Raw genomic sequence first — 6,529 nt, 5'->3', positions numbered from 1 at the left:
GGTGTGGGGTATGGGGTTTTACCGATTTTGAGGTAGTCAATTACCTAATTTTCAGGGAAAAAGTACCTGAATTTTCCCCCCGATCCCCCGCAACGGCTGGCACTTTTTGAGTAAAAAAAAGTCTAAAAGTCTTATCCAACAAGGTTTTTAGATTTATTCAGCAGACCCTAAATATCAATCCTTTTTTCGAGACGTTACTCCTAACGTCTCTTTTTGTCTGGTTAATGTGGGTGAGAATTTTTTAGCAATCTTTGCCGGATGCGATCGAGATTTTCTTGACTATTGACGGGTAAATGGGGTAGGGGTAATTCTAAATTGGGCCAATTACTCAAATCATGGCAGGGACAGGATAAACCCGATTGGCCCAGCACTTCAATTGGTACGGGTATAGTACAACGAGCGCAGGGGTGAAATTCCCATTGAGGGGAAAGTAAGTCTTGGATGGTTTGTTGAGTACCCTCTAGGTAACAATCGCCACTTTCAGGATCAAGAATTTTTTGCCAACAATCTTCAAACTCCGACGAATAGCGATCGCCATTGAAGATAGGCAGCGGAAATAGCATAGCTTGGTTTTTGGGACAAATAACTTTTTTTCCCAATTGAAACCAATGGGCGAGATACTGTTTAACTGCGGAGGTGTCTGACATATAGTTTGTGTGGAGGCTGCCCTGATGATTGCTCTTATCCTCAATCCTAGCGTTAACTTCTGGTGTCGGACAGGTCTTAGGATGATTGATGATCGAGTTTAATAATTATTTTAGGTAACTGAGCATTGGGAGCTAGATTAATCCCAATAAACTCACCATTAAAGCTTTTTGGGCGTGCATCCGATTTTCCGCTTGCTCCCAGACTTTTGATTGTACACCCTCGATCGCCCCGTCGGTAATTTCTTCACCCCGGTGAGCAGGTAAACAATGGAGAATAATCGCGTCTTTGTCAGCGTGACTCATTAGCTGTTCATTGACTTGGTAGGGCTGAAAAACGGGAATTCGGGCATCAGCGAGGCTTTCCTGTCCCATACTTGCCCAGACATCAGTATAGACCACCTGAGAGTCTTTCACGGCCATAACGGGATCGTCGGTAATTAAGATTTTACTACCGGTTTTCTCGCCTATAGCTTGGGCGCTGGCGACAATTTCCCCATCCGGTTGATAGTTTGCGGGGGAAGCAACCCGCACATTTAACCCCATCAAAGCGCCACCTAAGAGGAGAGAATTAGCGACATTATTACCATCCCCCACATAGGTGAGGTTAATTCCCCGTAAAGTCTGAAAAGTCTCTTGGATAGTCTGTAAATCGGCTAATATCTGACAGGGATGTTCTAAATCCGTTAAAGCGTTGATAATCGGGATGCGGGAATAATTAGCAAAAGCTTCTAAATCCTCTTGTTTAAAGGTGCGAACCGCGAGAATATCGAGATAGCGATCGAGTACCCGGGCTGTATCTGCTAAGGGTTCCCCGCGCCCCACTTGGGTTACACTGGGATTAAGATCGATCACCTGTCCCCCTAACTGGTACATGGCGACGGTAAAGGAAACCCGGGTCCGAGTGGAAGCTTTATAAAATAGCAATCCTAAGACTTTTTTGCAGCTAGGGTTAAGATTACCAGCTTTAAGCTGTGCCGATAGATTGAGTAGGGCGCTGATTTCTTGGCTACTCATGTCGGTTATTCTTAAAACATCTCGTCCTTTTAAAGTGGCTACCATTGGTTTTTCTCTCGATAAACAGGGGTTTTGATTGGCTTTTATGGCAGTTAGCGAGGCCGCAAAAATCTTGGGTAAAGACCCTATTATAATCCAGTTTTTTCGCTATTAGGCAATTTCTCCCGAAAATCTTCATTGTGGGGGATGTTAGTCCAAGTAACACCCCCACTTTTGCTGTTATTCCAGTAATAAAAACAAGAAATTGCCTAATTTCTACTTAACTAATTTTGCCCCACACTTAGAACAAAAATTAGACGATGGCGGGTTTTTATGTCCACAATTACCGCAGATAATTAAAGCTGGGTTAACCACTTCCGTCACCGGAGAAAGAGGAATTTCTCCACCGCTATCCAACTTATAGTTATGGATTAACTGCAAAATAATTGCATCTTCCCGTTTATATTCTGTATTGTCTTTTCCTCCTGTTAACTCCTCGGAACGTTGTTGTAAATATTCAATGAAAGTCCGATACAAAGCTTGTTTTTTCTCCGGAGTGGCTGAATCCTGTAACTTAGCTGTCACCTGACTTTGAATTTTTTCCTTATCTTCGCGACAAGCTTTTACTTCTAACACCTGTACCGCATCTTCCCAACTGGTAGCGATATCGACTTTTTTTAATCCCGTTGCGGTTTTAATTTCATAGCGAATTGTTTTCTCATTAGTGACTCGATTGACTTCTGGAAAAAGCACTTTCAAAGCTCGGGCTGTTACCACCAATTGATAAATACTCGGATCTTCGGGAAAAACATCCCAGAAAGGCGGTTCCTTTTGGATATGCACGGGGATGGGTAAATCGCGATTTTCCCCCATTTGTTGGGCGCGTTTAGCGAGAATAAATTCTCCTTTCCAGTCCTGATAGGATTGCCGCAAATCTCGCATTCCCTCGAGACAACGTAGGGAAAAACCACCAATTTCCTGCACGAAGACAAGACGATATTTTTCCACGTCTCCCAAGGGTTTAATATCGTCTTCGTTGGCAATAAATTCCCGCAGTTTCGGAATAATTTTTTGGGCTGCTGGGTTACTGGTATTTCTTCCCCCAATCAGGGCCACATTTTGATTTAATTGGGGTGTAAAACCCGCATCTTTTCCCCGCAAAACCGCAGGATTGAGCATAATTAGGGGTCGCGATTTTTGGTAGGCAATGCGAAGATTATTGATAATATCGGCATCGTTATTATAGATTTTTAACAAGCGATCACAAGCGGCTAATTCCTGCTGAATTTGACTACTAGCGGGAGCATTTTGTAGGAGTTGATTAGCTTGGTTTAGGATAACTTTTTGAAAATCACCTTGACGAATATCGGCAATCTCGGTGATGTCAAATAAACGCATATTTTCATCGGAGCGCCGCGTTTCTTTCCAGAGGGGACTAGATTGCTTTAAAATCTCTTCTGAGAGGGGTAAACAAAGGTTATCCATACCCGTATCGTAGGCATTTTTGTTACCAGCAATCCCCGAAGCAAATTGTTCGATAAAGTCTTGATAAAGACCATTTAATTCTTGTCTGTCAAATAATTTAATCCCATTAATTAACAAAGCATCGGCACTATCAATCTGTTGGTTAGCTTGCAGATTAAAGAGATCGCGACTTTGAATTAACTTCTGACGAAAGCGATTAAAACGGCTTTCTAATTGATTAAGATGTTCCAGTAAACGATTAATAACCTCTACTCCCGCACCTCTGGTTTTTCGTTGAATATTGGCCATTAAATAGCCTTCCAATCCCGTTAAAGCTTGTTCACAATATTCTTCCATCTTATCTTTTTTCGAGATATGAAGTTTATCTTTCAGATCACTAATTTCTGCCAAGGCTGTGTCGTATTCCCGTTGACGTTTACTTTCGTTTTGACTCCAAACCTGTTCTTGATCGCGACGGAATTTTTCCGCTATGTCGGTGAAGATTTGTCGTACTAAAAAAATAAAACTCTCGGCAAATTTTACCCCACGGTTCCGATCCTCAAGGATATTATAAAACTCTATTTCTAGGGACTTTTTACCCCGTTGAATAATTTCATCCCGATTACTATAAATCTTTTTCAGGTAATCGCCGTGCATCCGTTCATCGGGACTCAATTCTAGTAAATGATTGCGTTTAAATTCCTCGACTCTTGGCGTTAAATAATCATCAATAAATTGCAGAATTTTTCCCTGTTCGTTGCCTAAAATATTAACACCCTGTTTGGTACAAGAGAGCCAATTATCTTGATTGATTTCCTGACGAGTTTCGTTAATCCATTGGGAGATTATGGCAATTAAAGAGCGATCCTTGTCGGCACATAAATCCATAATTAATTCCCCTTCGCTCAAGCGCATTTTTTTGAGGATATCACCTCTTACTAAGTCCAACATTTGAGCGGGTAAAATCACGGAATCATTCAGCCACCAATTAATTAAATCTTTGGCTAAACGTTCCGATAAGGAAGCACGAATTTGGGCAATAGGAATTTCAATAGTTGATAGTCCAAAACTCATAAATTGCTTAGGATAACCGCGTCCCCCCGGGTCAGATTGCGCCCAAGAACCCTTAATATTATCTCTAATAGAACGTTTATGGGGTGCAAAATCAGAGGTCATATCTAGGAAGATATTTTGGGCGATCATTTCCCGAATTTGACCGAGTTTAAAATCACCTTCGCCGTTTTTTGTCCCCACTAAATAGGTAAAATCAAAGGGGGGTAATTTACTAACCACTTCATCGACTAAACCGCTGCTAAACTGTTGCTGATATTCAGTTCTGTAGTCAGAAAAGTAATTTAATTCCATCAAGGCAGCGTAACCATTAGCCAAAACTCGATCGCCGACACTAATCCCCGCAAATGCTTCAGGAGTCGGAACAATTGCCGTACTCAAAGGACTACTTTCCCCTCGTAACCAATTACGAATACAGTAACCTAGATCGATTAACATTCCGCTACCCGTACCACCGTTTAAAGACCCCGTAGTAAATACATTAATAGCACTATTACTAACTTTAATTCCATAGCGATCAAGCATAAAGTTTTCTTGTCCCTTTACCCGTCTCACCGCGTCTAGAAATTTTCTTTGGATCTCATGATAATTACAAAATAAAGCAAAACGACCACAGGCGCGAATTTGTCCCGCTCCCGCTTCCAGGGAAGTAATATTTCTCTCTAATTCCGGGGGAAACCAACTATTAATCCAGGGATATCTATCCATATCAGATACCATCTCCTGTACCTGTTTTCCACTCACCCGGGCCCAGTGTTTTTCGTTATCTTTAAAAGCACTGCCAGCAGCTTCAGGATTACTGATTTTATAATCCTTATCCGTGTCAACCACCAAAAAACTGACAATCGGAAAATTGCTCAAACTGCCATAACTTTCCTCGATTAAACGACGCAAGCGCGATAAAATCTCGTTACCCGTGCCACCAATACCCACTAAAACCGTGGGAACCATGCTTTTTTCTTCTACTGCTGCTGGCATAATTACTTAACTCCTAAGGCGATTTCTTGACGGTTGCGGGGGACTTCGTAGGTGAGGAAATCGTAGGCTAATTTAGTGTTAGGAAAAATTGCCCGCGCTTCCTCTAACAGATTGGAAATATCCAGAGAATTCCCCGGTAGATAACGGGGACTAAAATGGGTCATTAATAACAATTTTACCTGGGATGCCAAGGCCACCTGGGCTGCCATCGTCGAAGTGGAGTGAACACTTTCAAAGGCTAATCCGGCATCTTGGTGTGCAAAAGTCGCCTCATGAATTAGCACATCTGCATTTTGTGCCAATTCGATCGATCCTTCACAGAAAATAGTATCGGTACAGTAGGCAATTTTACGGCCGATTTCCGTTTCTCCGCAGAGGGACTGACCGCGAATTTTGCTGCCATCGGGGAGGGTGACAGTTTCCCCTTTTTTCAGCTTGCCGTAAATTGGTCCGGGGGGAATACCCAAAGCGTTGGCTTTTTCCACATCAAAACGTCCAGGACGGTCTTTTTCGGCGATACGATAACCATGGGCAGGAATACGATGTTTTAATAGCTGACAGGAGACGGTAAATTCTTCATCTTCGTAGAGTATGCCGGGGGAAATGGGATGGACACGCACCCGATTGGCTAAATTAGTATAGGAATACTTAGCACAAGCACGCAGATAGTCCCCTAGTCCGGGGGGGCCGTAGATATCAATATCCTGAGCAGAACCGGCTAATCCAATACTGGCTAACAATCCTATTAAACCAAAGATATGATCCCCGTGCATGTGGGTGATAAAAATGCGTCGGATTTGGGAACTTTTCAGGTCGCTACGCAGTAACTGGTGTTGAGTTCCTTCTCCACAGTCAAACAGCCATATTTCCGCCCGTTGCGGCAAACGAAGGGCGATACTAGAGACATTACGGGAACGAGTGGGAACCCCGGAACTGGTTCCTAAAAAAGTAATCTCCACAGGATAGCTGTCAGGATAGAGGATTCTTTTTCTAGTCTAGGCTGTTTTGATCGATTTCTCGATCGAATTGCTGCTTTTCTGTATTTCATCACTTGAAAACAGGAAATCCCCTGATTTTGACCTAACTCTGCAATAATTACTCGCAGCCGGAAATACTTTGACGCACCCATCATACTTTGTGCTTTTTGTCAAAAAAACTTTTTTTTTGCAATAAAACTACACAAAAAAAAGATCATCGTTATGCGTGAAATTGACTAATTTACCCTTCTTAATTAGGATTACCCTGTAGATGTGGCAAGGGTTTCAACCATTGCTGCCCAAAAAAGCACAAAACAACCCATTATGAAATTCAGTAAAATCGCTGTAACCATCATAACATCGTTGTTAAATAAAAATCTTTCTCAATTAATTCTTAAG

4 protein-coding genes are annotated in these 6,529 nt (G+C 42.2%); all 4 read right to left on the bottom strand.

Annotation, left to right across the window (positions count from 1 at the left end):
- Window positions 1-221: 221 nt before the first annotated feature.
- The 4 genes from IQ224_RS20330 to IQ224_RS20315 all read right to left on the bottom strand — a co-directional run bounded on the left by IQ224_RS20330 (window position 222) and on the right by IQ224_RS20315 (window position 6,112).
- Window positions 222-647: a hypothetical protein gene (locus IQ224_RS20330; protein WP_002742986.1), complete on the bottom strand. Its 426-nt coding sequence runs from the start codon at window positions 645-647 to the stop codon at window positions 222-224.
- Window positions 648-779: 132 nt separating this feature from the next.
- Window positions 780-1,706 (bottom strand): ornithine carbamoyltransferase, encoded by a 927-nt coding sequence (gene argF, locus IQ224_RS20325; RefSeq protein ID WP_036400429.1) that lies wholly within the window; start codon window positions 1,704-1,706, stop codon window positions 780-782.
- A 210-nt stretch (window positions 1,707-1,916) separates the two neighbouring features.
- A complete protein-coding gene (locus tag IQ224_RS20320; protein ID WP_194033425.1) occupies window positions 1,917-5,153 on the bottom strand; it encodes a tubulin-like doman-containing protein in 3,237 nt (1,078 codons plus the stop codon).
- Window positions 5,154-5,155: 2 nt separating this feature from the next.
- Window positions 5,156-6,112 carry a ribonuclease Z gene (locus tag IQ224_RS20315; RefSeq protein WP_194033424.1) on the bottom strand — a complete coding sequence of 319 codons (957 nt, stop codon included), beginning with the start codon at window positions 6,110-6,112 and terminating at the stop codon, window positions 5,156-5,158.
- Window positions 6,113-6,529 lie beyond the last annotated feature (417 nt).

The sequence above is a fragment of the Microcystis sp. LEGE 00066 genome (genome assembly GCF_015207925.1).
GTDB classification, from domain to species: domain Bacteria; phylum Cyanobacteriota; class Cyanobacteriia; order Cyanobacteriales; family Microcystaceae; genus Microcystis; species Microcystis ichthyoblabe_A.
The sequence above is the reverse complement of the archived record's forward strand: the minus strand, read 5'-3'. Positions and strand labels throughout refer to the sequence as shown.

Excerpts from the sequence above, each read along its gene's own strand:
- IQ224_RS20330 (WP_002742986.1), bottom strand. The coding sequence starts at position 647 with ATGTCAGACACCTCCGCAGTTAAACAGTATCTCGCCCATTGGTTTCAA.
- argF (WP_036400429.1), bottom strand. The coding sequence starts at position 1,706 with ATGGTAGCCACTTTAAAAGGACGAGATGTTTTAAGAATAACCGACATG.
- IQ224_RS20320 (WP_194033425.1), bottom strand. The coding sequence starts at position 5,153 with ATGCCAGCAGCAGTAGAAGAAAAAAGCATGGTTCCCACGGTTTTAGTG.